Annotated in this window: 24 protein-coding genes; 13 read left to right on the top strand and 11 right to left on the bottom strand. The window is 72.1% G+C overall.

From position 1 onward, the window contains the following. The first annotated feature begins 4 nt into the window (after window positions 1–4). A complete protein-coding gene (locus WFJ01_RS13740) occupies window positions 5–2,461 on the top strand; it encodes a bifunctional lysylphosphatidylglycerol flippase/synthetase MprF (RefSeq protein WP_336629353.1) in 2,457 nt (818 codons plus the stop codon). Window positions 2,462–2,637: 176 nt separating this feature from the next. Here the strand turns inward: WFJ01_RS13740 and WFJ01_RS13735 are convergent, their stop codons facing one another. Genes WFJ01_RS13735 through WFJ01_RS13720 form a run of 4 tightly spaced genes read right to left on the bottom strand, consistent with a single transcriptional unit; the run spans window position 2,638 to window position 6,588 of the window. Continuing rightward, window positions 2,638–3,735, bottom strand: coding sequence for an ABC transporter ATP-binding protein (locus tag WFJ01_RS13735; RefSeq protein ID WP_336629352.1), 1,098 nt, complete (start codon window positions 3,733–3,735; stop codon window positions 2,638–2,640). Beyond that, complete coding sequence (locus WFJ01_RS13730; RefSeq protein WP_336629351.1) at window positions 3,732–4,532, bottom strand: ABC transporter permease; 801 nt, start codon at window positions 4,530–4,532, stop codon at window positions 3,732–3,734. Before WFJ01_RS13730 ends, WFJ01_RS13735 begins: the two co-directional genes overlap by 4 nt. Continuing rightward, on the bottom strand, window positions 4,529–5,446 hold the full coding sequence (locus WFJ01_RS13725) for an ABC transporter permease (protein WP_374208744.1): 918 nt from the start codon (window positions 5,444–5,446) through the stop codon (window positions 4,529–4,531). The genes WFJ01_RS13730 and WFJ01_RS13725 overlap by 4 nt, the downstream gene beginning before the upstream one ends. Beyond that, a complete protein-coding gene (locus tag WFJ01_RS13720; protein WP_251438838.1) occupies window positions 5,443–6,588 on the bottom strand; it encodes an ABC transporter substrate-binding protein in 1,146 nt (381 codons plus the stop codon). The genes WFJ01_RS13725 and WFJ01_RS13720 overlap by 4 nt, the downstream gene beginning before the upstream one ends. A gap of 175 nt (window positions 6,589–6,763) precedes the next feature. Here WFJ01_RS13720 and WFJ01_RS13715 point away from each other — a divergent pair, with 175 nt between their 5' ends. Continuing rightward, entirely contained in the window at window positions 6,764–7,216 is a 453-nt protein-coding gene (locus tag WFJ01_RS13715; protein WP_251438836.1) for a hypothetical protein, read from the top strand. 111 nt (window positions 7,217–7,327) lie between these two features. Here WFJ01_RS13715 and WFJ01_RS13710 read toward each other — a convergent pair whose 3' ends face one another. Both WFJ01_RS13710 and aspS read right to left on the bottom strand, forming a co-directional pair. Next, window positions 7,328–7,852: a GNAT family N-acetyltransferase gene (locus WFJ01_RS13710; protein WP_292885401.1), complete on the bottom strand. Its 525-nt coding sequence runs from the start codon at window positions 7,850–7,852 to the stop codon at window positions 7,328–7,330. 177 nt (window positions 7,853–8,029) lie between these two features. After that, complete coding sequence (aspS, locus tag WFJ01_RS13705; protein ID WP_336629350.1) at window positions 8,030–9,829, bottom strand: aspartate--tRNA ligase; 1,800 nt, start codon at window positions 9,827–9,829, stop codon at window positions 8,030–8,032. A gap of 137 nt (window positions 9,830–9,966) precedes the next feature. Here aspS and WFJ01_RS13700 point away from each other — a divergent pair, with 137 nt between their 5' ends. Continuing rightward, complete coding sequence (locus WFJ01_RS13700; protein ID WP_336629349.1) at window positions 9,967–10,362, top strand: DUF5684 domain-containing protein; 396 nt, start codon at window positions 9,967–9,969, stop codon at window positions 10,360–10,362. 19 nt (window positions 10,363–10,381) lie between these two features. Continuing rightward, window positions 10,382–11,005: a histidine phosphatase family protein gene (locus tag WFJ01_RS13695; protein ID WP_251438828.1), complete on the top strand. Its 624-nt coding sequence runs from the start codon at window positions 10,382–10,384 to the stop codon at window positions 11,003–11,005. Window positions 11,006–11,066: 61 nt separating this feature from the next. Here WFJ01_RS13695 and WFJ01_RS13690 read toward each other — a convergent pair whose 3' ends face one another. From WFJ01_RS13690 to WFJ01_RS13675, 4 genes are all read right to left on the bottom strand, one after another. Beyond that, window positions 11,067–12,314, bottom strand: a complete 1,248-nt coding sequence (locus WFJ01_RS13690; protein ID WP_336629348.1) for a kynureninase — start codon at window positions 12,312–12,314, stop codon at window positions 11,067–11,069. Then, complete coding sequence (locus WFJ01_RS13685) at window positions 12,311–13,198, bottom strand: amidohydrolase family protein (protein ID WP_336629347.1); 888 nt, start codon at window positions 13,196–13,198, stop codon at window positions 12,311–12,313. Before WFJ01_RS13685 ends, WFJ01_RS13690 begins: the two co-directional genes overlap by 4 nt. 3 nt (window positions 13,199–13,201) lie before the next feature. Continuing rightward, complete coding sequence (locus WFJ01_RS13680) at window positions 13,202–13,993, bottom strand: tryptophan 2,3-dioxygenase (protein ID WP_292885769.1); 792 nt, start codon at window positions 13,991–13,993, stop codon at window positions 13,202–13,204. Between the two features lie 237 nt (window positions 13,994–14,230). Beyond that, window positions 14,231–15,529, bottom strand: a complete 1,299-nt coding sequence (locus WFJ01_RS13675) for an HNH endonuclease signature motif containing protein (RefSeq protein ID WP_336629346.1) — start codon at window positions 15,527–15,529, stop codon at window positions 14,231–14,233. A gap of 273 nt (window positions 15,530–15,802) precedes the next feature. On the opposite strand from WFJ01_RS13675, the gene WFJ01_RS13670 reads away from it, so the two are divergent. Beyond that, window positions 15,803–16,699 (top strand): EamA family transporter, encoded by an 897-nt coding sequence (locus WFJ01_RS13670; protein WP_336629345.1) that lies wholly within the window; start codon window positions 15,803–15,805, stop codon window positions 16,697–16,699. A 56-nt stretch (window positions 16,700–16,755) separates the two neighbouring features. Here WFJ01_RS13670 and WFJ01_RS13665 read toward each other — a convergent pair whose 3' ends face one another. Beyond that, complete coding sequence (locus WFJ01_RS13665; protein ID WP_336629344.1) at window positions 16,756–17,502, bottom strand: GntR family transcriptional regulator; 747 nt, start codon at window positions 17,500–17,502, stop codon at window positions 16,756–16,758. A 172-nt stretch (window positions 17,503–17,674) separates the two neighbouring features. On the opposite strand from WFJ01_RS13665, the gene WFJ01_RS13660 reads away from it, so the two are divergent. The 8 genes from WFJ01_RS13660 to WFJ01_RS13625 all read left to right on the top strand — a co-directional run bounded on the left by WFJ01_RS13660 (window position 17,675) and on the right by WFJ01_RS13625 (window position 26,733). Next, window positions 17,675–18,601, top strand: a complete 927-nt coding sequence (locus WFJ01_RS13660) for a phosphate/phosphite/phosphonate ABC transporter substrate-binding protein (protein WP_251438820.1) — start codon at window positions 17,675–17,677, stop codon at window positions 18,599–18,601. Window positions 18,602–18,779: 178 nt separating this feature from the next. After that, window positions 18,780–19,661: a phosphonate ABC transporter ATP-binding protein gene (phnC, locus tag WFJ01_RS13655; RefSeq protein ID WP_295032869.1), complete on the top strand. Its 882-nt coding sequence runs from the start codon at window positions 18,780–18,782 to the stop codon at window positions 19,659–19,661. Continuing rightward, a complete protein-coding gene (gene phnE / locus WFJ01_RS13650; protein ID WP_336629343.1) occupies window positions 19,658–21,397 on the top strand; it encodes a phosphonate ABC transporter, permease protein PhnE in 1,740 nt (579 codons plus the stop codon). The genes phnC and phnE overlap by 4 nt, the downstream gene beginning before the upstream one ends. Continuing rightward, complete coding sequence (locus WFJ01_RS13645) at window positions 21,394–22,647, top strand: TIGR03364 family FAD-dependent oxidoreductase (protein WP_336629342.1); 1,254 nt, start codon at window positions 21,394–21,396, stop codon at window positions 22,645–22,647. The genes phnE and WFJ01_RS13645 overlap by 4 nt, the downstream gene beginning before the upstream one ends. Further along, window positions 22,644–23,414, top strand: a complete 771-nt coding sequence (locus WFJ01_RS13640) for a phosphonatase-like hydrolase (RefSeq protein ID WP_336629341.1) — start codon at window positions 22,644–22,646, stop codon at window positions 23,412–23,414. The genes WFJ01_RS13645 and WFJ01_RS13640 overlap by 4 nt, the downstream gene beginning before the upstream one ends. A gap of 1 nt (window position 23,415) precedes the next feature. Then, a complete protein-coding gene (locus WFJ01_RS13635; protein ID WP_336629340.1) occupies window positions 23,416–24,573 on the top strand; it encodes an alcohol dehydrogenase catalytic domain-containing protein in 1,158 nt (385 codons plus the stop codon). 122 nt (window positions 24,574–24,695) lie between these two features. After that, window positions 24,696–25,628, top strand: a complete 933-nt coding sequence (locus tag WFJ01_RS13630; RefSeq protein ID WP_336629339.1) for an EamA family transporter — start codon at window positions 24,696–24,698, stop codon at window positions 25,626–25,628. Window positions 25,629–25,689: 61 nt separating this feature from the next. Next, entirely contained in the window at window positions 25,690–26,733 is a 1,044-nt protein-coding gene (locus tag WFJ01_RS13625) for an NAD(P)H-dependent flavin oxidoreductase (RefSeq protein WP_292885358.1), read from the top strand. The last annotated feature ends 8 nt before the right edge of the window (window positions 26,734–26,741 follow it).

Below are 26,741 nucleotides of genomic sequence, written 5' to 3'. Positions count from 1 at the left end.
CTCGGTGGCACAGACTGCGGGCGCCGTTTCGCGCCGCGTCGCCGGCTACGTCCGGCGGCATCCGTTCGCCGTGGCGCTGAGCGCCCTGCTCGTGATCACGGGCCTGTCCTTCGGCACGCTGTGGGGGAGGCACCCCGCAGGACTCGGCGTCAGCCCCCTCGTGCTCGGCAGGGAGCGGCAGTGGTGGACGCCGCTCACGGCGCTGCTCGTCCCGAACTCCTGGGGCGGGCTGCTGCTGTCGCTGCTGCTCGCGCTCACCCTGCTCGCCTATGCGGAGCGCCTCATGGGCACGCGACGGGTCATGATGTCGTTCCTCGTGACCGGGGTGCTGGGCGTGCTGCTCGGCGCCGGGATCCAGTCCCTGGCCTGGTCCTGGGGGCAGGTGTGGGCGCGCGTCGACTCCCGCGGCGTGGTGTTCGACCCCGCGATCGGCATCCTCGGCGCGATCCTGGCCGGCAGCGCCTTCGCCCCCGCGCTCTACCGGCGCCGGATCCGCCTGATCGGTCTCTCGCTGCTGGTCACGTTCACGCTCTACGGCGGTGACGCGGACAGCGTGTACCGGCTCCTCGCCGCCCTGACCGGCCTGCTCCTGGGGCTGCTGCTCACGAGCGGCGCCCCACGCCCCGTCGTCTATCGCAGCTCCTTCGGGGAGACCAGGACGCTGATCGCCGCGATGGTCGCGGTCACCGGCCTCGGCCCCCTGATCGTGCTGCTCACCGGTGTCGGGATCGGGCCCCTCGCACCCGTCGTGGCGGGCCTGCGCGGCGTCGACATCTCGGGCATCACCGACGCGTGCGCACGCAACAACGCCTCCGCCCACTGCGTCGCGGGCGTCACGACCGCCTTCGCCGCCGGCACCGGCGTGGTGCTCATGAGCCTGGTGCCGCTGCTGCTCAGCCTCATCGCGGCATGGGGGCTGCGATCCGGGCGCCGGGCCGCCTGGTTCCTCGCGATCGGCGTGAACACGGTGATGGCGCTGCTCACGGGCATCAGCCTGGTGGTGCGCTCGATCCGGAACCCGACCGACGTGGTCGAGATCGATCGGCAGTTCCCCGGATTCTCGGTGCTCGCGATCCTCGTCCCGGTGGGCATGTGCATCCTGCTGGCGATCACGCACCGCCGGTTCGCCGTGCGCGCGTCGCGTGTCGCCGTCCGGCGGTTCGCGGTGACCATCGGCATCGCGTTCGCGGTGCTGGCGACGACGAACATGATCCTGGTGACGGTGGTCTCGCACTCGCCGTCGTTCTGGTCGTCGCTCGCGACCACGCTGCGCCGCTTCCTGCCCACGATCATCGGTCATCCGGGCGGCCACAGCCCGCTCACCGGGCTCGCCCTGGTGCTGCACCGCGACGTCGGCGCACTGTTCTGGATCATCTTCGCCCTCGCTCTGCTCCCGCTGCTGCGGGCCCGTTCGCGCAGCACCGCCGACGAGGCGGAGCGCTTCCGCACCCAGCTCCGCGAGACCGACGGCGGCACCCTCGGCTTCCTCGGCACCTGGGAGGGCAACGAGCACTGGTTCACGGCGGACGGCCGGGGTGCGGTCGCGTACCGGGTGGTGAACGACATCGCGATCGCCGTGGGCGATCCCGTCTGCACCCCGGGCGACGCGGCGCAGACCGTGCGGGGATTCCTCGACTTCTGCGACGCGAACGCGTGGACGCCGGTCTTCTACAGCACGCACGACGAGTTCGTGCCGACCTTCCGCGCGCTGGGGTGGCGGAGCATCTCGGTCGCCGAGGAGACCGTGGTGCCGCTCGATCGCTTCGAGCTCACCGGCAAGGTGTGGACGAAGGTCCGCCAGCCGTACAACCGCGGCCAGCGCGACGGCCTCACCACCCTCTGGACGACCTGGGAGCAGCTGCCGGCGGGACTCGTGGCCCAGCTCGACGCACTCAGCGAGCAGTGGATCGCCGAGAAGGCGCTGCCCGAGATGCGGTTCACGCTGGGCGGCGTCGAGGAGCTGAAGGATCCCGACGTCGAGATCCTGCTCGCGATCGGCCCCGAGGGAGAGCTGCAGGCGGTGACCAGCTGGATGCCGGTGTGGCGCGAGGGCGAGCTGATCGGACGCACCCTGGACTTCATGCGCCGCGCGGACGGGGCGATGCCGGGCGTGATGGAGTTCGCGATCGCCTCGGCGGCCCTGCACATGAAGGAGCAGGGACTCGCGGTGATGAGCCTGTCCGGCGCTCCGCTCGCGCAGACCGTGGAGGCGGATGCCGACGCGGACCGCGACACGATCACCCGCCTGCTGGGCTGGCTCAGCCGCGTGCTGGAGCCCGCGTACGGATTCGCCTCGCTGCTGCGCTACAAGGGGAAGTTCAACCCGGAGTACCGGCCCATGCACCTGTTCTACGCCGACAACGGGCAGCTGCCCGCGATCGGCCTCGCGATCGGCCGCGCCTACCTGCCCGACGCATCGCCCGCCGAGTACGTCGCGCTGGCCCGGTCGCTGGCCGGCTGAGACCCGCTCACCGCCGTCGTCATCCGCGTCGCGCCTGAACCCGTGCAGGGCGGTGCCTTCCCGTCGCAGAAAGTGTCGTTGTCGTCCGCTCGGAACGACACCTTCTGCGACGGGAGCAGACCTCATCCGCCGTCTCCGACGCGCCGGTGGCACGCGGAGCGGACGGGACGGTGCGGCTAGGCCGCGGTGCCGCCCCGGCGCACCGCCACGGGCTCGGCGTCGACCGCGAGCCCGACCCGGTCGCCGTACGCGGGACGGATCCGCGCGGCGTGCTGCACGCGCACCAGCGCGCCGTCCTCGGTGCGCACGAGTGTGCGCCGCATGCTGCCGAGGAACATGCTCTCCTCGACGGATCCGGTCACCGCCGCGTCGGAGGCATCCACCAGGCGCACGTTCTCGGGGCGCAGCAGCACGTCGACCTCGCCGGTCGCGGGCGTCTGCAGCGGGAGGTCGTTGCCCCAGACGCGCACGCTCGCGCCGTCGGCGATCCCTCGGACCACACTGGAGAGCCCGACGAACGCGGCGACGTGCGCGGTCGCCGGACGCAGGTACAGCTCCTCGGGGGTGCCGATCTGGTCGATCCTGCCCGCATCCATCACGGCGATCCGGTCGGAGACGCTGAGCGCCTCCTCCTGGTCGTGGGTGACGAAGACCGTGGTGATCCCGAGCCGCAACTGGAGCCGGCGGATCTCGTCCCGCAGCTGCACGCGCACCTTCGCGTCGAGGGCGGACAGCGGCTCGTCCAGCAGCAGCACCCGAGGCTCGGTGACGAGGGCGCGGGCCAGGGCGACGCGCTGCTGCTGCCCGCCGGAGAGCTGATGCGGGAACTTGTCGGCGTGGGCCTCGAGCCCCACCAGGGCGAGCGCGTCGAGCGCCCGCCTGCGCGCCTCGGCGGTGGGCACCTTGCGCCGGCGCAGTCCGAACGCGGTGTTGTCGACGACGCGCAGGTGCGGGAACAGCGAGTACGACTGGAAAACCATGCCCAGATCGCGCTTGTTCGTGGGGACGCCGGAGACGTCCTTCCCGCCGAGCAGCACGGCTCCGCCGTCGGCGCTCTCGAGCCCCGCGAGCACGCGCAGCAGCGTGGTCTTGCCGCATCCCGACGGTCCGAGGAGCGAGACGAACTCGCCGGGCGCGATGTCGAGGTCGATGCCGTGCAGCACCGTCGTGCGGCCATAGCTCTTCACGATGCCGTCGAACTGCACGCGCGTGCCGTCGGCGCGATCGGCGAGCAGGGAGTTGTCCGCCGTGCGGGGGAGCGCGGTGTCGCTCATGAGTCGGCCTTTCCGGAGCGGCCGCGCGCGGCGCGTCCGATGATGAGGAGCAGGAGGAAGCTGAAGGTGAGGGCCATCAGGGCGAACATCGCCGGAGCCCAGCCGTCCTGCTTCTGCACGACGACGAGCGCGGTCTGCAGCACCTCCCGGTTCAGCAGGGAGGCGATCGTGTACTCGCCGAGCACGACGGCGATCGACAGCAGGGACGCGGCGAGGAGGCCCTGGCGCAGGTTCGGCGCCAGCACGCGCAGCACGACCGTGAACCAGCCGGCGCCCAGCGAGCGGGCCGCCTCGGCGAGGGTCGTCAGATCGACGGCGTCGATCGAGGCCTGGATGGAGCGGTAGGCGAACGGCAGCACGGTGATGCCGTAGGCGAACGCGAGCGTCCAGGCGCCGGTGCCGAGCGAGCGCCCGATCTGCAGGTAGATCGGGGTGAGGCCGACGACGAGCACGATCGCGGGGATCGAGATGGGCAGCAGCACCGCGAACTCGAACACGGGGCGCAGGCGGGGGAAGCGCAGGTTGACGAGGATCATCGTCGGCGTGAGGAGCAGCAGCACGATGAGCACCGTCACGACCGCGAGGATCAGCGAGTTGCCGAGGCCCGTCCAGATCGGCTGATAGATCGAGGCCTGGGCCGGATCCCCCAGAGCCGCCCAGTGCGCGACGGTGAAGGCGCCGGTGTCGGGGGCGCGGAAGGTGTACGCGAGCGTCGCCGCCAGCGGGATCAGGAAGAACAGCCCGACCACGATCCCGATGATCCAGCGGGTAGCGGCGGAGGGGCCGAGCCGGTTCACGACTGCCACCTCGCCGCTCGGCGCGCCACCAGGGAGTACAGCCACATCACGATCCCGACGACGACGATCATGCCGAGCGCGAGGGCTCCGGCGAGGTTCTCCCGGCCCAGCACGGTCTCGCTCGTGAGCGCGGCGCGGATCTGCAGGGGCACGATCTGGGCGCCCTGGCTGGCGAGGGCGGCCGCGGTCGCGTAGGACGAGAAGGCGTTCGCGAACAGCAGGAGGAAGCTCGCCAGGAAGGCGGGGGCGAGCACCGGGATCCCGATCCGCAGCCAGAAGCTCGCGCGCGTGCCGCCGAGGGTGAGGTTGGCCTCGGCCCACTGCGGCTTGAGCGCCGAGAGCGCCGGCATGAACGTGATGACCATGAGCGGGATCTGGAAGTAGAGGTAGGGCAGGATCAGTCCGGGCAGCTCGTAGATCCACGGGCCCTGGGCGTAGAGGGAGATCCCGACGTCCTTGAGGAGCTGGGTGATCACCCCCTGCAGGCCGATCGAGGCGATGAACATGAAGGCGAGCATCACGCCGCCGGTCTGGGCGAGGACGCCGGAGGCGGCATCCACGACCGTGCGCACCGCGCCGGCGGGATTCATGTCGAGGAGCGCGTAGCAGACCAGCGCGCCGGCGATCGCTCCGATCGCGGCGGTGAGCAGCGAGAGGCCCGCAGAGTTCGCGAACGTGAGGAGCACGGTGGGATCCCCGAGCGCGGAGAGGTTGCTCCAGGTGAAGGATCCGTCCCGGGTGAAGAACCCGGTCGCCACGGCCAGCAGCGTGGGCAGGGCGAGGAAGATCAGCAGGTAGGCGGCGAACGGCACCAGGCCGACGGCCGCGAGGACGGACGACCCGCGCCGGGCCGAAGCACGAGGCTTCGACCCGGCGCGGGGTGCGGCCGGAGCCGCGGTGGCGGTGGAGGTCACTGGACCGCCGCTGCCCACTTCTCGCCGAGCAGCTTGCCGGCTGCGGTGCTCTGCGCCTCGGTCGGCACGACGGTCTCCTTGGGGGCGGCGGGCAGCGCGGCCGCGAGGGTCTTGTCGATCGTCCCGGCCTTGGTCATGGCGTCCGCGCGGACCGGGCGGGCGCCGCCCTTCAGCCACAGGTTCTGGCCCTCGTCGCTGTAGAGGAACTCCTGCCAGAGGCGCGCGGCGGCCGGGTGCGGGGCCGCCTTGTTGATCGCCTGGTTGTAGTAGCCGGCGTAGCCGGTGCCGGGCAGGACGACGGTCTTCCAGTTCTTGTTGTCCTTGACGTGCGCCGCGTTCAGGTAGTCCCAGTCGAAGACGACGGGGGTCTCGCCGCTCGCGACCGTCGCCGTCGTCACGTCGACCTTGAGCAGGTTGCCGGCCTTCTGCAGATCGGCGAAGAAGTCGACGCCCTTCTGGTAGTCGTCCAGCGTTCCACCGGACTGCACCGTGGCGAGGCCGACCGCGGCGAACGCGGCGCCCGCCTGGGTGGGGTCGCCGTTGAGTGCCACGGCGCCCTTGTACTCGGACTTCTTGAGGTCGGCGAGCGTCTTGGGCTCGGGGAACTTCGAGGAGTCGTAGCCGATCGACATGTACCCGCCGTAGTCGCCGGTGAACAGGCCCGTCTTCTCCTTGAGGTTCTCGGGGATGTCCTCCCACGTCGAGACCTTGTAGGCGGCGAACTTGTCGGTGTTCTGCAGCGTGACGGTGAGACCGAGGTCGAAGACGTCGGGGGCCGTGTCGAGCCCCTCGTTGGTCTTCGCCGCCTGGATCTCCTCGGCGCTGGACGCGTCGGGGGAGGCCTCGTTGATCGTGATCTTCGGGTACTTCTTCTTGAACGCGTCGAGGATCTCGCCGTAGTTGGCCCAGTCGTGGGGCAGCGCGATCACGTTGAGCTTGCCCTCGGCCTCGGCCGCCTTCTCGAGGTCGGCCAGGGTTCCGAAGTCCTTGAGGGACGTGGCGGTGGCGGCCTTGGCGCCGGTGCCGGCGGAGCCGCTGGGGTCGGCCGAAGCGGATCCGGAGCAGGCGGAGAGCAGGAGCGCGGCGCTGGCGGCCAGCGCGATGCCGGCGCCGATGCGCGCACGACGGGTGCTGATGGGCATGATTTCCTCTCGGTGTCCGGCGCGGGCGCCGGTTCGGGTCGAGAGGGAATGTACGGCGGCCGGGTTACCGGCATCACGGAGACGGATGAACGCGTCGTGAACGGCGGGGATCCGATCCGCCTCGCCCGCGCGCCGGCGGCTTCCGTCGTGGTGTCCTGGCTGGTTGGATCGGAGTATGGATCTTCCCGACGTGATCGAGCTCGACGGCGCCACCCTCATCCGCATCGACGCGCCGGAGGACGTCGCCTGCTGGACCGCGGGCGTCGAGGGCGGCGACGGCGGATGGACGGTGAGCATCGTCGTCGAGCCGGCCGAGGCGCCGAGCGCGGAGGCGACGGAGACGGCGCAGGGCGTGGTGGACGAGTTCGGCGCGCTCAGCGAGGCCGCCATCCGCTATCTGGTCGAGGAGCTGCAGGATCCGGGACTGTCCGCGGCGGATCGGGCGCTGCTCGCGGCCGAGGAGCCGCCGTTCGGCGCTCCGGAGGCGGTGGTCTGGCAGGACGGCACCTGGATGATGCGCTTCGCCGAGAGCGGCCTGGAGATCGGCGAGGAGTACGGCATCGGCGTGATGTTCGCCGGCCGCACCCCTGTCGCGATCGAGGACCTGTCGGACCCCGACGAGGTCTGAACGGTCCGAGCCGTGATCGTTGCGCGAGCACGGCCGCAGGCCGCGCGAGACGAGACGCGGTGATGCTGCGCGATTGCCGCGTTTCGTCTCAGTCGCCTTCGGCGTCTTCGCTCAACGACCCCGGGGGGCGGGCGCGGCGTACTTGAAGCCGCGATGGGAGCCGGTGAATCCGAGCCGCTCGTAGAAGCGATGCGCGTCCACCCGCTGCGCATCCGACGTGAGCTGAACGAGGGGGCTGCCCAGCTCGGCGGTCGCGACGTCCATCACCCACCGCATCAGCGCGGATCCGACGCCGCCCGAGCGCAGCTGCGAGCTCACCCGCACGGCCTCGACCAGCAGGCGGGTGGATCCCTGACGGGACATCCCGGGGATGCGCGTGAGCTGGAAGGTGCCGACCACCGTCCCGTCGTGCTCGGCGACGAGCAGATCGTTGGATCCGTCGGCCAGCACCGACTCCAGGCCCGCCCGGTAGGCGGGGAGGTCGTCGTCGGAGGCGGTGTCGCCGCGCGCCGCGCTGATCGCGTCGTCGGCGAGCAGCGCGACGATCGCAGCGGTGTCGTCGGGGCGAGCACGGCGCAGGGTCACGACACCGATCCCGGTCTGGATCGGCACGGGCAGGGTGAGGTCGGCGAGCATGTCTCGATCCTGTCACGGGCGCCCGGCGGGCGCCGCGCGGGGCTCCGGCGTGCGGCGCGGACCCGGCGGGCGCCGCCCTGTCCGCTTCGCACGGAGAAAAGCGCTTCGCTCGGACGGAATCGCGGAATCCATCCGAGCGAAGCGCACATCTCCGAGCCTGGCGCCCGGTGCGGGGCCTTAGGCCTGGGCGGGCGCGGGCTCCTCGTCGGCCTCCGCGACGGCGTCGACGCCGGCCTCCTTGCGCTGCTCCGCGGTGATCGGGGCGGGCGCTGCGGTGAGCGGGTCGAAGCCGTTGCCGGTCTTCGGGAATGCGATGACCTCGCGGATCGACTCGGTCTTGGAGAGGTGCTGCAGCACGCGGTCCATGCCGAGCGCGATGCCGCCGTGCGGGGGAGCGCCGAACTTGAACGCGTCGAGCAGGAAGCCGAACTGCTCCTGGGCGACCTCGTCCGAGATGCCCATGACCTCGAAGACGCGCTTCTGCACGTCCTCGCGGTGGATGCGGATGGATCCGCCGCCGAGCTCGGAGCCGTTGCAGACGATGTCGTACGCGTAGGCGAGGGCGGATCCGGGGTCGGTGTCGAAGGTCGCCTCGAACTCCGGCTTGGGGCCGGTGAAGGCGTGGTGCACGGCGGTCCAGGCGCCCGCGCCGACGGCGACGTCGCCCGAGGCGACGGCGTCGGCCGCCGGCTCGAACATCGGGGCGTCGACGACCCAGGTGAACGCGAACACGTCGGGGTCGAGCAGACCCAGACGGCGCCCGATCTCGACGCGCGCGGCCCCGAGCAGGGCGCGGGAGTCCTTCGCGGATCCGGCGGCGAAGAAGGCGCAGTCGCCCGGTGCCGCGCCGACGAGCGCGGCGAGACCCGCCTGCTCCGTCTCGCTGAGGTTCTTCGCGACGGGTCCGCCGAGCGTGCCGTCCTCGTTGAACAGGACGTACGCGAGCCCGCGGGCGCCGCGCTGCTTGGCCCAGTCCTGCCAGGCGTCGAGGGCCTTGCGCGGCTGCGAGGCGCCGCCGGGCATGACGACCGCGCCCACGTAGTCGGCCTGGAACACGCGGAACGTGGTCTCGGAGAAGTACTCGGTCGCCTCGACGAGCTCGAGCCCGAAGCGCAGGTCGGGCTTGTCGGATCCGTACTTCGCCATCGCGTCCGCGTAGGTCGTGCGCGGCAGCGGCGTCTCCACCTCGACGCCGATGGTGGCCCACATCGCGCGGATGACGGCCTCCATCATCTCGATGACGTCCTCCTGATCGACGAAGGCCATCTCGATGTCGAGCTGGGTGAACTCGGGCTGACGGTCGGCGCGGAAGTCCTCGTCCCGGTAGCAGCGCGCGATCTGGAAGTACTTCTCGACGCCGCCGACCATGAGCAGCTGCTTGAACAGCTGCGGGCTCTGGGGCAGGGCGTACCAGCTGCCGGGGTGCAGGCGCGCGGGCACGACGAAGTCACGGGCGCCCTCGGGGGTGGAGCGGGTGAGGGTCGGGGTCTCCACCTCGGTGAACTCGCGCTCGTGCAGCACGTCGCGCAGCGCCTTGTAGACCTTCGAGCGCAGCTGCAGCGGCGCGATCGAGGCCGGGCGGCGCAGGTCGAGGTAGCGGTGCTTGAAGCGCACGTCCTCGCCGACCGGGTCGGCCTCGGCGAGGCCCGAAGACACCTGGAAGGGCAGCGGCGCCGACTCGTTGAGCACGACGACGTCCTGCACCACGATCTCGATCTCGCCGGAAGGCAGGTTCGGGTTCTCGTTGCCCGCGGGGCGGCGCGAGACCTCGCCGGTCACCTGCAGCACGAACTCGCTGCGCAGCGGGCGCGCCGTCTCCTCGTCGCGGATGACCACCTGGGCGATGCCGGTGGCATCGCGCAGATCGATGAAGGCGACTCCTCCGTGGTCACGACGGCGATCGACCCACCCCGCGAGGGTGACGGTCTGACCGATGTGCTCGGCTCGCAGTGAGCCTGCCGTGTGGGTGCGAAGCACGGATTACGCCTCCAACTAGGGAAAAGGGATCCCCGTCATTCTACGGGGACGGGCCGGATGCCTCGTGGGGAGGCGATGCGGATCACTAGACTCGCGGCAGCACCACCCCTCGACCGATCCCCTGGAAGGCGCTCCCCATGCACATCCTCCCCACCGAAGACCCCACCGACGCGGCCGGCAACATCTACGCGGGGCTGTTCTCCGGCACCACCAGCATCTTCGCGCTGATCTTCTACGTCATCGTCGTGATCGCGCTGTGGAAGGTCTTCACCAAGGCCGGACACCCCGGGATCCTCGCCATCATCCCGATCGTCAACCTGATCTTCCTGATCAAGATCGCCGGGATGAGCGGCTGGTTCGTGCTGCTCTACCTCATCCCGATCGTCAACATCGTCATGTCGATCATCGTGGCGATCAAGCTGGGCAAGAACTTCGGCAAGGGCGGGGCCTTCTCGTTCTTCCTGCTGTGGCTGTTCTCGTTCATCGGTTACTTCATCATCGGGTTCGGATCCGCCCAGTACCGTCGCGTCTGAGCGAGGACCTCGCATACCGATGGCCGCGGAAAGACTGCACCTCGTCCGGCACGGCGAGGTCTTCAACCCCGACCACGTGCTCTACGGGCGTCTTCCCGGCTATCACCTGAGCGAGGCCGGTCGGCGGATGGCGCAGGCCGCCGCCGACCACCTCGCCGGGCTGGACCGGCCCGTCTCGGCGCTGCGCTGCTCGCCGCTCGAGCGCACCCAGGAGTCGGCGGAGCCCTTCACGGCCGCCTTCGGCCTCGCGCCACGGCTCGACGATCGCATCATCGAGCCGTGGAACGTGTTCGAGGGCACGCGGATGCGCCGTGCCCTGATGAACCCCTGGAACTGGCGGCACCTGCGCCGTCCGTCGGTGCCGAGCTGGGGCGAGCCCTACGCGTCGATCGCGGACCGGATGCGCGCCGCGATGGACGAGGCCTGGCACGAGGCGCCCGGTGGCGACGTGGTGTTCGTGTCGCACCAGGCGCCGATCTGGATCACGCACCTGTCGGTCGCCGGGCTCCCGCTGCGGCACGACCCCCGCACGCGGCGCTGCGCGCTGTCGAGCATCACCTCGTTCGAGCGCGTCGGCGACGTGTGGCGCGAGGTCGACTACGCCGAGCCCGCCCCGGCCGGCATCGACCTCGGCGCGGTCTGAGGCCCCGCTTGTCGAGTCGTCCCCCTCACCACGGCCTATGGCTCGTGGTGAGGGGGACGACTCAATGGGTGAGCGCGTCGCGTACGGCGATGACCCCGCGCAGCGTCTCCTCGTGCGAGGTGCTCAGCGGGGACAGGCCGAGCCGGATCCCGTCGGGGAACCGGAAGTCGGGGATGACCCCCTCGCCCCAGAGCTCCTGCGTGACCGGCTGGAAGTCGGGGTGGCCGATCGTGACGTGGCCGCCGCGCAGGGCGCTGTCGCGTGGGCTGAGCAGCCGCACGCCGAGCGGGACGAGGAGCTCGTCCGCGGCGCGCACCGCGAAGTCGGTGAGCGAGACCGACTTCGTGCGCACCGCCTCGATGCCCGCCTCGGCGATGAGATCGAGCATCGCCTGCATGGCGAGCATGCTCGTCACCGGCGGCGTGCCGCTGAGCAGCTGCCGGATGCCCGGGGTCGGCGCGTACTGCGGGCCCATCGCGAAGATGTCGGCGGCGCTCCACCAGCCCTGGATCGGCTGACGGATGTGCGGCTGCAGGTCTCGGCGCACGTAGGCGAAGGCCGGGGAGCCGGGTCCGCCGTTGAGGTATTTGTACGTGCAGCCGACGGCCAGATCGGCGCCGCTGTCGTCGAGCCGCACCGGGACGGATCCCGCCGAGTGGCACAGGTCCCAGAGGATCAGGCCGCCCGCCTCGTGCACCCGCGCCGTGATCGCCGCCATGTCCGCCAGGGCGCCGGAGCGGTAGTCGACGTGGCTGAGCACGACCAGCGCGGTGCGCTGCGACAGCACCGGCGCGAGGTCGTCGACCGTGACGCCGTGCACCGGATCCGGCTGCACCCACACGAGCTCCATGCCCAGCTCGGCCGCGACGCCGGCGGCGATGAAGCGATCGGTCGGGAAGTTGCCCTCTTCGATCACGATCTCGGTGCGGCCCTCGCCGGCCGCCGCGGCACCCGCGCGGATGAGCTTGTAGAGCACCACGCTCGTCGAGTCCGCGACGATCGTCTGCCCGGCGGCGGCGCCCAGGGCGACCTCGGCGATCCGGTCGCCCAGCCGCTCCGGCAGGTCCATCCACTGCTCGTCCCAGGAGCGGATGAGGCGCGTGCCCCAGTCCTCGCGGACGAATGCCGCGAGCCGCTCCGGGACGACGGCGAGCGGCCGCCCCAGCGAGTTGCCGTCGAGGTACGCCTGCACGCCCGGCGCCTCCACGAACGCGTCGAGGTGCGCCCGCAGCGGATCGGCGGCGTCGAGGGCGCGCGCCGCCGCGAGCAGCTCCGCGGTGGTGTCGGCGGGGGCGGTGGGGTCGCTCATCGGGTGCCTTCCGTTTCGGCGGGTTCGAGGGGGACGGGTTCGAGGTGGACCGGTTCGACGTCGAACGGGTCGGCGTCGCGGGCGGGCAGGAGGAACCGCCGGCCGGCGGTCGCCGCGACGGGCACCAGCGCGCGGATCAGCGCGGCGCCGCGGATGCCGGCCTCGCGCAGCGCGCCGACCTCGGCGGGGTTCAGATCGACCGGGGTGTCGCCGTTGCCCATGTCCGTGCCGTAGCGCACGGTGCCGCCGTGCGCGTGGAAGCGGCGCACGTTGTCGATCGCGATCTCGCGCGCCTCGCCCTCGTGGATGCCGAGAGTGGAGATCCAGGCGATCCGTCCCGCCTGGCGGGCCACCTCGTCATCGCTCAGCCGCTCGGTGAAGGGGGCGTGCGCGAGGGCGCGGACGCCCAGCCGCGGCATCCGCTGGGCCTCGCCCGGCCCCTCGGCGTGCGCGACGACCGGCAGCCCCGCCTCGTCGGCGGCGCGGACGATGCCGGCCACGAGCTCGTCGCTGAAGACCGGCCCCGCCGTGCTGTTGCTCGCGATCTTGATGACGGAGGCTCCGGCCGCCTTCATCTCGGCGACGGCGGCGACGGCGCCGTCGAGGTCGTCCAGTTCGCGCACGGATCCGGCGGGCGCCCAGGAGCGATCCGAGGGGTAGCCGCCGGCGGGGGTCAGGAACGCACCCGCGTAGGAGATCGCGATGCCGTGCGGGTCATGACCGAAGCGCTCCGAGACCGCGCCGGCGATCCGCGCGATCTGCACCGGATCCGACCCGAGGTCGAGGCCGCGCCCGAGCCTGCTGGATTCGAGCAGGCCGACGTCCACGAGCTGCAGGTGCACGTGATGATCGGTGAACCCGCCGATGGAGAGGGCTTCCGCCATCGGTCACCGCCCGATCTCGGTGCGCACCGCGTACAGCTCGGGGAAGAAGGTGAGATCGAGGGCGCGCTGCAGGAAGTCGACCCCGCTGGATCCGCCGGTGCCGACCTTGCGGCCGATCGTGCGCGTGACGGTGCGCAGATGCCGGAAGCGCCAGAACTGGAAGTTGTCCTCGACGTCGACGAGCTCCTCGCACGCCTCGTACAGGTCCCAGTGCTCGTGCGGGTTCTCGTAGATCGCGGTGAGCACCGGCACGAGCGACTCGTGCATGCGATACGGCTGCCGCACGTCGCGCTCGAGGATCTCGGCGGGGACCGGCAGCCCCCGTCGCGCGGCGAGCCGGAGGAACTCGTCGTAGAGCGTCGGGCGCTCCCACTCCGCGGTCAGCATCGCGAGGTTCTCGGCGTGATCGCGGAACACCCCGAGCATCCGCTCGTTCTTGTTGCCGAGGGCGAACTCGACGGCGCGGTACTGCACCGACTGGAAGCCGGAGGAGTTGCCGAGGTCGCCGCGGAACTCCGCGTACTCGGTGGGGGTCAGGGTGGCGAGCACGGACCACTGCTGGGTGAGCACCTCCTGGATGTGCTTCACCCGGGCCATGTGCTTGAGCGCCGACCGCAGGTCGTCCTCGGCGAGCCGGTCGCGGGCGGTGCCGAGCTCGTGCAGCACGAGCTTGAGCCACAGCTCGGTGGTCTGGTGCTGGATGATGAACAGCATCTCGTCGTGGTGCTGCGGCACGCTGACCGGATGCTGTGCGCCGAGGAGCCGGTCGAGGTCGAGATAGGAGCCGTAGGTCATCCGATCCTTCAGATCGGTGACGATGCCCTCTTCGAGCGCGCGTTCGTTGTCCGCCACCGGCGACCTCCTCGTCGTGTACGTCTCCAGTATTTCATCGGCGCTTCGGAAGCGTCTGTGATCGGAGCCATCGCCCCGCCCCCCTGATCCGTCTCGCTGCACGTGCCATCGGCTGCGCGAGTGTGCAGGCGAGGACCTCCGCCCGTGTTCGTTCTCGCCCGCGCTTGTCTCCGCCCGCGGTCATGCGGCGGCCGTGCGGGCGGAGTCCTCTTCGGTCGTGTCCTGCGCCACGAACATGACCCGCGGCGGCGGCGCGTCCGAGTACTCGACGCCGGCGGGGGTCGTCCAGACGATGGTCCCGTCCCGGCGCTGGCGCGCAGTCCAGCGCCACCTCGCGTCGACGTCCGGGTGCTTGAGGGCATGGTGGGTGGCGCAGAGGCACGCGAGGTTGGTGATCGCGGTGGGGCCGCCGCGGGCGTGGTCGTAGGTGTGATCGATCTCGCACCTGCGCGCGGGTCTGCGGCAGCCAGGGAACCGGCAGGTGCGATCTCGGGCGCGGAGATGGCGCCGCATCGCCGCGGTCGGCTGATAGGCGGTGGTGCGGGTGATCATCCCCGCGTCGTCGAGGTGCAGTCGTCGCCAGGAGGCGGCGGACGCGGCGAGGTCGCGCGCGAGATCGGCGTCTACCGGGCCGTGGGCGTCGAGCTCGGCGAGGCGGTCGTCGATCCCCGCGAGGGTGGCGGCGCTGACGGTGACCTGCACCGTCGGGCGGATGCTCTCGAGGATGTCGGCGTCGTGGTCGACGCGGCCGGTGAGGAGGCGCAGCAGGATCCGGTCGCAGCGCACCTGATCCAGGGTGCGTGCGTCGCCCAGCGGATCGGGGTCCGCGCCGTCCTGCTTCGCCGCGCGGAGGATCGCATGGCCCTCCTGCGTGACCAGGTCGTACGCGGAGTGGATGAGCACAGCGGGGCCCGTGACGTGCAGGCTCGCCTGTCCGCGGCCCTCGTCGGTCACCGTGACGAGCCGCTGATCCTGTGCGCGGTCGTGCTGCTCCTGCACGGTCGCGGGCGCGAGGGCGGCGACGACGCTCTCGGCGAAGGCCTTCGTGCGCGCGCGGGTCTCCGCGGAGGCGTAGGGGACGACCGCCGTCTCGTAGGCGGCCGCCACGGCATCGTCCCCGGCGGGGAGATCGCGCGCGGCCTCGACGATCACGTCGGCGTGCGCCAGCGTGAGCGCACCGGCGGCGAGGGCTTCACGCGTGCCAGGGAGGCGCTCCTGCAGGGTGTGCGCATTGGCGAGCTGCTTCGCAGCGGCGTAGGCGGTGATGCGCAGCCCCGCGGAGAGCTCGCTGATCATGGATCGTTCGGCCTGCTCGAAACCGTCCTGCCCCGGGCGGATCTCAACGAGGAGCAGCCGCACCCGTTCGGCCAGCCTCTCCGCCTTCCTGGCCTGCAGCCGGGAGATCTCGCGGTCGATCTGCGCGCACTCCTCGACCAGCGCCGCGCTACGGCGAAGCGTGTGGTCGAGGGTGGGTTCCATGGTTCCAATCTAGAACGCAGCATCGATGCTGGAGGGGGGAAGAGGGGATCTGTGGACAACCGGTTTCGTACATCCGTATGACGGATCGAATCGCGGATCCACGGGGTCGCGCGGGCGTCGCTAGGCTGTCCCGTGACAGCGCCTAGGGTTCCGGGGTCCGCCCGACTGGTCCGAGCGGCGCCACGTCGGGCCTTCGTGGGCCCGACGTCATCTGAACGGACAAAAGCCTGGAGGAACCACGTCCGTCGCGCCCGCGCCGGACCGAAGGTTCCCATGTCGCTCGTCGCTCTCGTCCTCGTCTTCTCCGCCGCCATCGCCCACGCGGGCTGGAACGTGCTCGCGCACGGCGTCAGCCGCGCCGGCTACCCCTTCCTGTGGTGGGGCGCCGTCTCCAGCACGCTCGTCTGGATCGGCGTCGTGCCGTTCACCGGCGGCATCGGCACGGGGGACGTCGGCGGCTTCGTGCTGGGCGTGCTGGTCTCGAGCGTGCTGCACGTGACCTACATGGTCGTGCTGCAGCACGGCTACCGCGTCGGCAACCTCTCGACCGTGTACGCGACGGCGCGCGGGACGGGGCCGTTCCTCTCGGTCATCATCGCGATGACCCTGTTCGGCGAGCGGCCCGCGCCGGTCGCCCTCGTCGGCGTCGCGGTCGTGATCATCGGGATCGTGGCGATCGGCTTCGTGGACCGGGCGGGCTCTCCGGCCCCGGCGATCCCGGATCCGCTGCCGGCACCCGGACGACGCCGCATCGACCCGGGGCTGCTCTTCGGCCTCCTCACCGGAGTCACGATCGCCGTCTACACGATCTGGGACGCCTTCGTGGTGCGGGCGCACGGCCTCTCGCCGGTCGCGTTCATGGTCGGCACCGCCGCGATGCAGATCCCGTTCTACTCGTTCGCGGTGCGCGGGCGCTGGGCGGCGCTCGCCGCGTTCGGACGCCTCGGATGGCGCCGGATCCTGGCCTTCGGGATCCTCTCGCCGCTCTCGTACATCCTCGTGCTGCAGGCGATCCGCATCGCTCCCGTGGCGCTCGTCGCGCCGCTGCGCGAGGTGAGCGTGGTGCTGGTGAGCCTGTTCGGGGCGTTCGTGCTGCGCGAGGGGCGCCCGGCCTGGCGGGTGGGGGCCGCGGCGATCGTCGTGGCCGGGATCGCGCTGCTGGCGGTGTGAGCGCGCTGCCCGGGACCCGGGGGTCGTCAGGGGTGCGCGGGCCCGCAGCGGACGGCTCAGCCGCCCACGGCGCGCAGGTACTGCCCGTCGGAGGAGATGCCGGATCCGGAGACCGTGAACCGCACGATGCGGGAGAGATAGCGGTCCTCGCTGGCCTCGAAGATGCGCCCGTCGGCGTCGCGCGAGGTGCGGCTGAGGCGCAGGATCGGGGCGCCAGGAACGACCTCCAGCAGCGCCGCATCCTGCTCGTCCGCGGCGACGGCGTCGATCTCGTGCTGCAGGCCCACGATCGGGTGGCCCTGCGATGCCAGGAATTCGGTGATCGAGATCGCATCGGTGTCGACGCTGAACAGCAGGCGGCCGACCTCTTCCGTGTAGAAGAGCCGCTCGAGCATCGTGGGGCGGTCGTCGAGGAAGCGCAGTCGCACGACGCTCACGATGGTGTCATCGGGATCCACCCCGAGGGACTGAGCCTTCTCGGGTCCGGCTCGGCGCAGGCTCAGCTCCTGGGTGCGGGCGCCCGGGCGGGCGCCGAGCTCGCGGGCCCAGCGCGTGAACGGCACCGACACGTCCACGGCCTGGGTCGCCTTGCGCTCCACGACGCGCGCGGGCCTTCCGCGCGCGGTCTCGATGAGCCCCTCGGCGCGGAGCGCGGCCAGCGCGTTGCGGATCGGGCCCCGCGAGGTGCTCCAGCGCTCGGCGAGCTCCGCTTCCGTCGGCACCGCGTCGCCGGGGCGGAGGCGGCCGGAGGCGATCCGGGCGCGCAGATCGTCGGCGATCTGGGTGTAGACAACCTCGGGCACATAGGCATACTACTTCGTCGCCTCGGTGAGCGCACCCTCGTTCCAGCAGTGTTCATGCAGGCGAATCGCGGGTGAACAGTCGGGGAACAGTGCCGAGGTAGGTATACATCTCGGCCGTGAGCTTGAGAGAGTCTTCGAGGATCCCCTCCGCACCAGAACCCGAAAGGTCCTCATGAAGCTTCGCGCTCTCACCGTCGCAGCCGGCGCCGCCGTGCTCGCCCTCGGCCTCGCCGCATGTTCTGGCGCCGCCGGCGCCGCCACCGGCACCGACGCGCCCGCTGCTGCAAACGGCGGCTACGCCGTCGACGCGAACACCCTCGTCTTCGGCGTCGTGCCCGACTCGGTCGACACCCAGACCAACTACCAGCCCCTCATGGACTACATCGCCAAGGAGACCGGCAAGAAGGTCGAGTACCACGAGTCCACCGACTACGCGGCGCTCATCGAGGCGGCCGTCGCCGGCAAGGTCGACGTCGCCTCCTTCTCCGGCTTCACCTACATCACGGCCACCAACGCCGGCGCGAAGCTCACCCCGATCTCCTCGATCGTCACCAAGCAGGGGCAGGAGCCGGGCTACTACTCCGAGGCCATCGTGCCGAAGGGCTCCTCGATCACCTCCATCAAGGACTTCAAGGGCAAGAAGGTCTGCTTCGTCGACCCGTCCTCGACCTCGGGCTACCTGTTCCCGAGCTACAACCTGCTCAAGGACGGCATCGACCCCAAGACGGACGTCACCCCGGTCTTCGCAGGCAAGCACGACGTCAGCGTGCAGAAGGTCGGCGAGGGCACGGAGTGCGAGGCGGGCTTCGCCGAGGACTCCGAGGTCGCCAAGAGCGACAAGGTCACCGTCGTCGACAAGACGATGGTCCCCGGTGCTCCGCTGGTCTACAGCTCGGCGCTGCCGAAGGAGACCGCCGACAAGGTCGTGACCGCCCTCAAGGAGGTCACCATCGACGACATCGTCAAGGCCGGCATCAAGGGCGCGGACAGCGACGCGTTCAAGGCCACCTTCTACGCGACCAAGCCGGTCGACGACAAGTACTACGACATCATCCGCGACATCTGCGACAAGACCAAGGCCGACCAGTGCAAGAAGTGATCTGACCGATCACGCCCCCGAACGGGGTCGTCGAGCGACACGTCGACTCGCGCTGCTCGTTCGGTGCAGGTCTTCGCGAGACGGAACGCGGTCGGATGCGAGAGCACCGCGTTCCGTCTCGGTCGCCGTTCCCGCGTCCTCGCTCAACGACCCCGTACACACCCAGGAGCGCAACATCATGAGCACGGCAACCACGGAGCCGGTCATCCGCCTCTCCGGCGTCACCAAGCGGTTCGGCGCCACCACCGCCCTCACGGGCGCCGACCTGGAGGTCGCGCGCGGCGAGATCGTCGTGCTCCTCGGTCTGTCCGGATCCGGCAAGTCGACGCTGCTGCGCCACCTCGACGGCCTCGAGACCCCGACCTCCGGCACCGTCGAGGTGCTCGGATCGGCCGTCCCGACGCTGAAGGGGAAGGCGCTGCGCGGCCTCCGCAGCCGGGTCGGCTTCATCTTCCAGCAGTTCGAGCTGGTGCCCTCGCTGACCGTGCTGGAGAACGTGCTGACCGGATCCCTCTCGTCCGTGCGCGGTCCGCGCCTCGGGCTCTGGGGCTATTCGAGGGATGCGAAGCTGCGCGCCCTCGGCCACCTCGAGCGCGTGGGCCTGCTGGAGCGCGCCTACCAGCGCAGCGACACCCTCTCCGGCGGCCAGCAGCAGCGCGTCGCGATCGCCCGCGCGCTCATGCAGCGCCCCGAGATCCTGCTCGCCGACGAGCCCGTCGCCTCGCTCGACCCGGAGTCGAGCGACCAGGTCATGGCGCTCATCCGCGAGATCGCCGCGGACCAGGGCCTCACCGTGGTGTGCAGCCTGCACCAGGTCGACCTCGCGATCAGCTGGGCGGACCGCATCGTCGGGCTGCGCCACGGCGAGGTCGTCCTGAACACCTCCACCACCGGCCTCAGCAAGGCCGAGGTCATGGAGATCTACGGCCGGGTCGCCACCACCACGGCCGACCTCACCGCCGTGACCACCGAGCTCATCGCGCAGGGCATCGCGACGCCCGCCGACGCGGCGACAGGCGCGGCGGCCGTGGCGTCGGCCGCCGCCGGGGCGCAGGCATGACCGCGGTCGCCTCCCCGCGCCGCGAGGGCTACGTCGGCGGCCTGCTGTCCCGGGCGCCGCGGCCCCGGATCTCGCCGGAGCGCATCGCCGCATCGCTCGTGCTCGTCGTGCTCGCCGGGCTCGGCGTCGCCTCGCTCGTGCAGAGCGGCTTCTCGCTCTCCGGCGTCCTGTCGAGCTGGGGCAACGCGCAGCGCTTCATGACCCGTGTGGGAGCCCTGACCTTCCCTGCGCCCCTCGATCTGCTCTGGCTGATCGCGCTCACCGTCGGGCTGGTGCTGGTCGGCACGCTCGTCGCCGCCGCGCTCTCGGTGCCGATCGCCTACCTCGCCGCGGCGAACACCACGCCCGGACCGGTCTGGCGCGGCATCGCCCGCTTCATCGGCGTGCTCACCCGCTCGATCCCCGACGTCGTGCTGGCCATGGCGTTCGTGCTGATGTTCTCGCTGGGGACCCTCCCCGGCATCCTCGCGATCGGGATCCACTCGATCGGCATGATCTCGAAGATGTTCGCCGACGCCATTGAGCAGATCGACGAGGGGCCGCGCCTCGCGATCCGCGCAGCCGGGGGCACGAAGCTGCAGCAGTTCACCGCGGGGGTCCTCCCGCAGGTGCTGCCCAGCTGGGTCGCGACCGTCCTGCACCGCAACGACATCAACCTGCGCGGCAGCGTCGTCCTCGGCTACGTCGGCGTCGCGGGCCTGGGCCTGGAGATGTCCTACGCGTTCAAGGCGCTCAACTACGGACGCGGTCTCGGGATCGCCCTCGTGATCTTCGTGCTCTGCGTCGTCATGGAGATCGTCTCCAGCGCCGTGCGCGGGGCGATGCTCGGCGAGACCGCGCAGACGCGCTCGTGGATCGACCGGATCCTGCATCCGCGTCTGGGCCGGCGCGCCGGTGCCGTGAGCGCCACAGCCCCCGCTGCGAAGCCGGCCTGGGCGGCGACGCCGGAGACCGCCGTGCGGCGCCCGTGGACCCGCGAGCGCCGCCGCAACGCGATCGCCGGCGGGATCGCCGTCGCGATCGTGATCGGCAGCCTCCTCGTGTGCCGGATCCAGTGGAGCGATCTCATCACGGTGTGGGCGAGGATCCCCGAGACCGCGGCGAAGTTCTGGCCGCCCGACTTCGGCAACTACGACACCGCCGTCATGCTCGGCGCCATGCGCGACACGATCGCGATCGCGCTCGCCGCCACCGTGCTGACCCTGCTGCCCTCGCTGCTGCTCGGATCCTTCGCGGCGCGCAACGTCGCCCCGAACGGCACGGTGCGCGGCACCGCCCGGTTCCTGCTCGTCGGCATCCGCGGGATCCCGGAGCTCATCCTCGCGATCGTGCTCATCGTCGTCACCGGCCTCGGCCCCACGGCGGGCATCGTGGCCCTCGCGATCGGCGGCATCGGGCTGCTCGGCAAGCTCGTGGCGGACTCGTTCGAGGAGGTCGACCGGGGACCCGAGAGGGCCCTGCGCGCCGTCGGTGCCACACGGCTCCAGACCTACACGGCCGCGACCGTGCCGCAGGGCACCCGCGCGCTCATCGGGCACAGCTTCTACATGCTCGACACCAACATTCGCGCGGCGACGATCCTCGGCATCGTCGGCGGCGGCGGCGTGGGCTACTACCTGCTGAACGCCGGGCAGGGCTCGCGCTACGAGGTGGTCACGGCGATCGTGCTGATGATCCTCGCCACGGTGCTCGTGGTCGAGGGGCTCGCGATGTGGATGCGGAGGGTGTTCCGATGACGGCTTCTTCCCCCGACCGGTTCGACGTCGCGATCGTCGGATCCGGCATCGTCGGCCTCGGCGCGGCGTACGCGGCCGTGCGGCGAGGGCTGCGCGTCGTGGTCGTGGACCGCACCGAGCGCCCCGTGGGCGCGACGATCCGCAACTTCGGACACCTCTGCATCGGCGCGCAGGACGGCCCCGCGCGCGCCTACGGCGAGGCGTCCCGCGGGATCTGGCTCCGCCTCGCGGCAGAGGCCGGATTCTGGGCCCGGGAGAGCGGCACCCTCGTCGTCGCCCGGGCGGAGGACGAGCGGGCGCTGCTGGAGGAGGCGGCCGGGGCCGAGGCCGGAGGCGGCATCCGTCTGCTCTCGCCCGCCGAGGTGACCGCGCTCGCCCCGGTGCGCCCCGACGTCGTGCAGGGCGGCGCGCTCGTGGCGGGCGACCTGCAGGTGAACCCGCGGGAGGCCGCCGGCGCGATCGTGCGGCACCTCGCGGCGCTCGGCGTCGAGTTCCGCTTCCGCACCGCGGTCACCGAGGTCGGCACGGGGCTCGTGCGCACGACCCGTGGCGACATCGCGGCGAGCGACGTGGTCGTGGCCGTGAACCACGACGTCGACCAGTTGCTGCCCGCCCTCGCCGAGCGCGCGGGCGTGATCCGCTGCGCGCTGGACATGATGCGCGTCGCGGCCGATCTCCCCGCGCCGCTGCAGGCGCCCCTGCTCACCGGCTGGTCGCTCGTGCGCTACCGCCGGTTCGCCGGCCTCGGCTCGGCGACGGTGCTGCGCGAGCGGCTGCACGCCGAGCGCCCGGAGCTGGCCGCACTCGATCTGAACCAGATGTACACGCAGCTCCCCGACGGCACGCTGCTGCTCGGCGACTCGCACCACAAGGCGGTGCAGCCCGATCCGTTCCAGCCCGAGGCCGCGTTCGACGCGTTCCTCGCCGAGGCGCGTGAGCTCTTCGACGTCGGCGGGATCCGCGTGATCGAGCGCTGGCAGGGCGTGTACGCCGCCGCGGGGGAGGAGTTCCTCATCGAGGAGGCCGCCCCGCGGGTGCTCGCGCTCGCCGCGACCACGGGCATCGGCATGACCACGGGTCTCGGTCTCGCCGAGATCGAGACCGCCCGCGCGTTCGGCTGGGCTGGATCCGGATCCGGATCCGACGACACCGGCAGGTCCGTCGCGGACGCCGCACAGAACCCCGCCATCGTCGGCGGCGCAGGAACGACCGCCATCGTCGGCGGCATCGCACAGGAGGAGAACGCATGAACCCGCACACCCCGATCGAACTGGTCGTGCTCGACATGGCAGGCACCACCGTGCTCGACGACGGCATCGTGGAGCAGGCGTTCCAGCGCGCCGCCGAGCGCACCGGGGTCGCTTCCCGGATCGGCGGGGAAGCGGCGCTGCAGTACGTGCGCGACACCATGGGGCAGTCGAAGATCGACGTGTTCACGCACCTCGCCGACGGGGATGTCGAGACGGCGGAGCGCGCCACCGCGCAGTTCGAGGCCGCCTACGCCGAGATCGTGGCGGAGCAGGGCGTGACCGGGATCCCCGGTGCGGCCGACGCCATCCGGGCGCTGCGGGCCGCGGGCCTGAAGGTCTGGCTGACCACGGGGTTCGCCCCGATCACCCGTGACGCGCTCCTGGATGCTCTGGGCTGGCGCGACCTCGTCGACGGGGTGCTCAGCCCGGTCGACGCGGGGCGCGGCCGCCCGGCTCCCGACCTCGTGCTCACCGCGCTGCTGCGCGCCGGCGCGTCGTCGGTGCAGGCTGTGGCCGTCGCCGGCGACACCGTGAGCGACGTGCAGTCGGGCCGCCGCGCCGGTGCGGGTTTTGTCGCCGGGGTGCTGACCGGTGCGCACGATGCCGCCGCGCTCGCGGCCGCGGGTCCGGACGCCGTGCTGCCCGACGTCACCGCGCTCGCCGCCGCGCTCGTCGAACGCGGGCTCGTGCCCGGCCTCGCGGCGGAGCCCCCGGCATCCGCCACGCTCGCGCCGGAGCCCGCCGTCGCGCCGATCGCGGCCGGCTGACATGCGCGCGGCGCTGGTCCGCCCCGCCGAAGAGGTGCACCGGCACGACGTGCCGCTGCGGCCCTCCGCCGTCGCCATGGCCTGGCTCGGCGTCGGGCTGCCGCACGAGGTGCTCGCCGTGCCGGGCGTCGCCCTGGCCCCGCACGACGTGCTCGTCGCGGTGGAGATGTCGACGATCTGCGGATCCGACATCCACACCGTGCAGGGGCGCAGGCATGCGCCCACGCCCCTCGTCCTCGGGCACGAGAGCGTCGGCCGCATCATCGCCATCGGGGACGAGGGCGCGCGCGCCGTGGACGGCGGGGAGCTGCACGTCGGCGACCGTGTGGTGTGGTCGGTCACGGTCTCGTGCGGACACTGCGACCGCTGCCTCGTCGGCCTGACCCAGAAGTGCCGCACGCTCGCGAAGTACGGCCACGCGCGCATCGAGCCGCGCTGGGAGCTCACCGGCGGGTTCGCCGGACACGTGCACCTGCGGGCCGGCACCGCGATCGTGCGGGTGCCGGAGGCGCTGCCGGCCGCCGCCCTCGCCCCGGTCTCGTGCGCGACGGCGACCGCGTGGGCCGGGATCGCCCGGGGCGCGGCGCTGCGCGGGCGAGGACGGCCGGATCCGTTCCCCACGGCTGCGGAGGACGCGGCCGTGCTCGCGTGCGAACGCGTGCTCGTGCTCGGTGCGGGGCTGGTCGGGCTGACCGCCGCGGTGATCGCGGCGGACATGGGCGGACAGGTGCGGATCGCGGATCCCGATCCCGCGCGCCGGGCGTTCGCCGAGCGCTTCGGCCTCACCGCGCTCGCCCCGGAGGACGTCGCTGAGGAGGGCGCCGACCTGGTGATCGAGGCCTCGGGGCATGCCGTGCGCGCCGCGCTCGACGCCGTCGACGTGGGCGGTGCGGTGGTGCTGCTGGGCAGCGTGTTCCCTGCGGATCCGGTGCCGCTCGACGCCGAGCGCATCGTGCGCGGTCTCGTCGCGGTCGCCGGGGTGCACAACTACACCGGCGCCGAGCTGCACGCCGCCGCCGCCTTCATGGCGGGGCCCGGGCGCGCGCACCCGTTCGCCGACGCCGTGGGCGCCGTGCATCCGCTCGCGGCGGTCGACGGCGCGCTGGCGGAGGCGGGGGCGCCCGGCGCTCCGCTGCGGGTCGGGCTCACCCCGCGCTGAGCGCGGTCCGCGGGGGTGCCTGGCGCCATGCCCCCGGGCCGGCTCAGGCCGCTCACCGGGAACGTCCGCGACGCGTCCGCGCCCGCGACGCATCCCCGTCCGGGCCGTGCCAGGCTTGAGGGGTGAACTCCCAGGAACCGCGGCAGCAGCCCGCTCTCGGTGTGCTGCTGGTCGTCGGATCCTGCCTGTCGCTGCCGTTCGGCGCGGCCGTCGCGACCACGATCTTCCCGGAGCTCGGCTCCTGGGGCGTCACCGGGCTGCGCGTGCTCATCGCCGCGATCGTGGTGCTCGTCATCGCGCGCCCGCGCCTGCGTCGATGGAACCGGGCGCAGTGGACCGCCGCCCTCCTGTTCGGCGTCTCGATCGCCGCGATGAACGGCACCTACTACGCCGCCATCGACCGTATTCCGCTCGGACCCGCGGTCGCGATCGAGTTCCTCGGCCCGCTCGTGCTGGCGGCGGTGCTGACCCGGCGCCTCGCCGACGCGGTCTGGGTGGGGATCGCTCTGCTCGGCATGGCGCTGCTCGGGCTCGACGGGCTCACGGGAGCGGCGGCGCTCGATCCCTGGGGCGTGCTGTTCGCGCTCATCGCGGCCGGGTTCTGGGTGATGTACATCCGGATGAGCACGCGCGTGGGCGCGCTCACCACGGGAACCGAGGGCCTCGCGGTCGCGCTCGCGGTCGGTGCCGTGCTGCTGCTGCCCTTCGGGGTGCCCGCGGCCGTGACCGCGGTCGCGGATCCTCGCGTGCTGGGACTGGCTGCGCTCACCGCGCTGCTCGCCTCGGTCATCCCCTACATCCTCGAGCTCGCGGCACTGCGCCGCCTGCCGCAGCGGATCTTCGGGATCCTGCTCAGCCTCGAGCCGGTCTTCGCGACGCTCGCCGGGCTGCTCGTCCTGGGGCAGCAGGCCTCGCCGCTGCGGCTCGCAGCGATCGCGCTGGTCGTGATCGCGAGCATCGGCGTCACGGCGGGAGCGCGGCGGCGGCGCGGCGCGGGCCCCGACGAGGAACCGCCCTCCCCGCTCACCGGATCCATCCCCGTGGTGCCGGACTGACCCCGGAGGCTCCTTCGTCACACGCGACGGGCGCGGGCGGGCCCGGCGTAGCCTCGGGAGCATGAGCGCGCTCACCGACCTCCTCGGCATCCGCATCCCCGTCGTCCTCGGCCCGTTCGGCGGACTCAGCTCGATCCCGCTCACCGCCGCGGTCAGCGCGGCCGGCGGGCTCGGCTCGTACGGGCTCTACGGGTACGACGGAGACCGGATCCGCTCCACGATCGCCGGGATCCGAGCGGCGACCTCGGCGCCGTTCGCGGTGAACATCTGGCTGCCCACCGGCGACGAGGTGGAACCGGGGGCGCAGCACGACGCCGACGCGGCCGCGCTCGCCCCCTTCTTCGCCGAGGTCGGGGTCGAGCCGCCCGCGCGTCCGGAGCGCTATCTGCCGCCGGTCGACGAGCAGGTGGAGGCGATCCTGGAGGCGGCTCCCGCCGTGCTCAGCGTCGTCTTCGGGGCGCCGTCGGCCGCGCTGGTCGCCGAGGCGCACCGCCGTGGAATCCGGGTGGTGGGCACGGCCACGACGGTCGCGGAGGCGGTCGCGCTCGCGGACGCCGGGGCGGACGCCGTCGTCGCGACGGGCGCCGAGGCCGCGGGGCATCGCGTGTCGTTCCTGCGTCCCGCGGAGGAGTCGCTCGTCGGGCTGTTCTCCCTGCTGCCCCAGGTCGTCGACGCCGTCGACGTGCCGGTGATCGCGGCCGGGGGGATCGCGGACCGGCGCGGGGTCGCCGCCGCGTTCGCCCTCGGCGCGCAGGGTGTGCAGGTCGGCACCGCCTTCCTCGCCGTCGCGGAGTCGGCCGCGAACGCGGCGCACCGGGCGGCGATCCGCTCGACGTCGGCGGAGGAGACCGTGCTCACCCGGGCGATGAGCGGGCGGCTCGCCCGCGGGGCGCGCAACCGCGCGGTCGCCGAGATCGAGGCGGCCGGATCCATCGCCCCGTTCCCGGCGCAGAACTGGATCACGGGACGCTTCCGCGCTCCGGCCGGGGAGCAGGGGAGGGGCGAGCTGCAGTCGCTCTGGATGGGCCAGTCGGCGCCGCTGGCCCGGTACGGCACGGCGGCGGAGGCGTTCGCCGAGCTCGCCGCGGGCGTGCCGAGCGCCTGACCTGCGCC

The sequence above is a fragment of the Microbacterium sp. MMO-35 genome, from assembly GCF_037147555.1.
Taxonomy (GTDB): domain Bacteria; phylum Actinomycetota; class Actinomycetes; order Actinomycetales; family Microbacteriaceae; genus Microbacterium.
The sequence above is the reverse complement of the archived record's forward strand: the minus strand, read 5'-3'. Positions and strand labels throughout refer to the sequence as shown.

Coding starts and splice junctions, on each gene's coding strand:
- phnC (WP_295032869.1), top strand. CDS start 18,780: ATGAGCACGGCAACCACGGAGCCGGTCATCCGCCTCTCCGGCGTCACC.
- WFJ01_RS13625 (WP_292885358.1), top strand. CDS start 25,690: ATGAGCGCGCTCACCGACCTCCTCGGCATCCGCATCCCCGTCGTCCTC.
- phnE (WP_336629343.1), top strand. CDS start 19,658: ATGACCGCGGTCGCCTCCCCGCGCCGCGAGGGCTACGTCGGCGGCCTG.
- WFJ01_RS13695 (WP_251438828.1), top strand. CDS start 10,382: ATGGCCGCGGAAAGACTGCACCTCGTCCGGCACGGCGAGGTCTTCAAC.
- WFJ01_RS13675 (WP_336629346.1), bottom strand. CDS start 15,529: ATGGAACCCACCCTCGACCACACGCTTCGCCGTAGCGCGGCGCTGGTC.
- WFJ01_RS13735 (WP_336629352.1), bottom strand. CDS start 3,735: ATGAGCGACACCGCGCTCCCCCGCACGGCGGACAACTCCCTGCTCGCC.
- WFJ01_RS13640 (WP_336629341.1), top strand. CDS start 22,644: ATGAACCCGCACACCCCGATCGAACTGGTCGTGCTCGACATGGCAGGC.
- WFJ01_RS13690 (WP_336629348.1), bottom strand. CDS start 12,314: ATGAGCGACCCCACCGCCCCCGCCGACACCACCGCGGAGCTGCTCGCG.
- WFJ01_RS13680 (WP_292885769.1), bottom strand. CDS start 13,993: ATGACCTACGGCTCCTATCTCGACCTCGACCGGCTCCTCGGCGCACAG.
- WFJ01_RS13720 (WP_251438838.1), bottom strand. CDS start 6,588: ATGCCCATCAGCACCCGTCGTGCGCGCATCGGCGCCGGCATCGCGCTG.
- WFJ01_RS13660 (WP_251438820.1), top strand. CDS start 17,675: ATGAAGCTTCGCGCTCTCACCGTCGCAGCCGGCGCCGCCGTGCTCGCC.
- WFJ01_RS13700 (WP_336629349.1), top strand. CDS start 9,967: ATGCACATCCTCCCCACCGAAGACCCCACCGACGCGGCCGGCAACATC.
- WFJ01_RS13685 (WP_336629347.1), bottom strand. CDS start 13,198: ATGGCGGAAGCCCTCTCCATCGGCGGGTTCACCGATCATCACGTGCAC.
- WFJ01_RS13710 (WP_292885401.1), bottom strand. CDS start 7,852: ATGCTCGCCGACCTCACCCTGCCCGTGCCGATCCAGACCGGGATCGGT.
- WFJ01_RS13715 (WP_251438836.1), top strand. CDS start 6,764: ATGGATCTTCCCGACGTGATCGAGCTCGACGGCGCCACCCTCATCCGC.
- WFJ01_RS13645 (WP_336629342.1), top strand. CDS start 21,394: ATGACGGCTTCTTCCCCCGACCGGTTCGACGTCGCGATCGTCGGATCC.
- WFJ01_RS13635 (WP_336629340.1), top strand. CDS start 23,416: ATGCGCGCGGCGCTGGTCCGCCCCGCCGAAGAGGTGCACCGGCACGAC.
- WFJ01_RS13670 (WP_336629345.1), top strand. CDS start 15,803: ATGTCGCTCGTCGCTCTCGTCCTCGTCTTCTCCGCCGCCATCGCCCAC.